Raw genomic sequence first — 1,388 nt, 5'->3', positions numbered from 1 at the left:
ACTGAAGTGACAAATGCCCTGCTTCCGGGAAAAGCCTCTAAGCTCCAGGTAACACGAAATCGTACCCCAAACCGACACAGGTGGTCAGGTAGAGAATACCAAGGCGCTTGAGAGAACTCGGGTGAAGGAACTAGGCAAAATGGTGCCGTAACTTCGGGAGAAGGCACGCTGGCGCGTAGGTGAAGGGACTTGCTCCCGGAGCTGAAGCCAGTCGAAGATACCAGCTGGCTGCAACTGTTTATTAAAAACACAGCACTGTGCAAACACGAAAGTGGACGTATACGGTGTGACGCCTGCCCGGTGCCGGAAGGTTAATTGATGGGGTTATCCGCAAGGAGAAGCTCTTGATCGAAGCCCCGGTAAACGGCGGCCGTAACTATAACGGTCCTAAGGTAGCGAAATTCCTTGTCGGGTAAGTTCCGACCTGCACGAATGGCGTAATGATGGCCAGGCTGTCTCCACCCGAGACTCAGTGAAATTGAAATCGCTGTGAAGATGCAGTGTACCCGCGGCAAGACGGAAAGACCCCGTGAACCTTTACTATAGCTTGACACTGACTATTGAGCCTTGATGTGCAGGATAGGTGGGAGGCTTTGAAGTACGGACGCCAGTTCGTACGGAGCCAACCTTGAAATACCACCCTTTAATGTTTGATAGTCTAACGTAGACCCGTAATCCGGGTTGCGGACAGTGTCTGGTGGGTAGTTTGACTGGGGCGGTCTCCTCCCAAAGAGTAACGGAGGAGCACGAAGGTTAGCTAATCACGGTCGGACATCGTGAGGTTAGTGCAAAGGCATAAGCTAGCTTGACTGCGAGAGTGACGGTTCGAGCAGGTGCGAAAGCAGGTCTTAGTGATCCGGTGGTTCTGAATGGAAGGGCCATCGCTCAACGGATAAAAGGTACTCCGGGGATAACAGGCTGATACCGCCCAAGAGTTCATATCGACGGCGGTGTTTGGCACCTCGATGTCGGCTCATCACATCCTGGGGCTGAAGTAGGTCCCAAGGGTACGGCTGTTCGCCGTTTAAAGTGGTACGCGAGCTGGGTTTAGAACGTCGTGAGACAGTTCGGTCCCTATCTGCCGTGGGCGCTGGAGAATTGAGGGGGGTTGCTCCTAGTACGAGAGGACCGGAGTGAACGCACCACTGGTGTTCGGGTTGTCATGCCAATGGCATTGCCCGGTAGCTAAGTGCGGAAAAGATAAGTGCTGAAAGCATCTAAGCACGAAACTTGCCCCGAGATGAGTTCTCCCTGACTCCTTGAGAGTCCTGAAGGGACGTTGAAGACTACGACGTTGATAGGCCGGATGTGTAAGTGCAGCGATGCATTGAGCTAACCGGTACTAATGACCCGTGAGGCTTAACCTTACAACGCCAGAGGCGTTTTGC

Annotated in this window: 1 rRNA gene (running past one end of the window); it reads left to right on the top strand. The window is 53.2% G+C overall.

The window, feature by feature from the left end:
• A 23S ribosomal RNA gene (locus tag JK198_RS09745) occupies positions 1 to 1,367 on the top strand; it begins 1,603 nt to the left of the window's first position.
• Positions 1,368 to 1,388 lie beyond the last annotated feature (21 nt).

This window comes from Tatumella sp. JGM91, assembly GCF_018257575.1.
Lineage (GTDB): Bacteria > Pseudomonadota > Gammaproteobacteria > Enterobacterales > Enterobacteriaceae > Tatumella > Tatumella punctata.
This window is presented reverse-complemented; position numbering and strand designations above follow the sequence as displayed.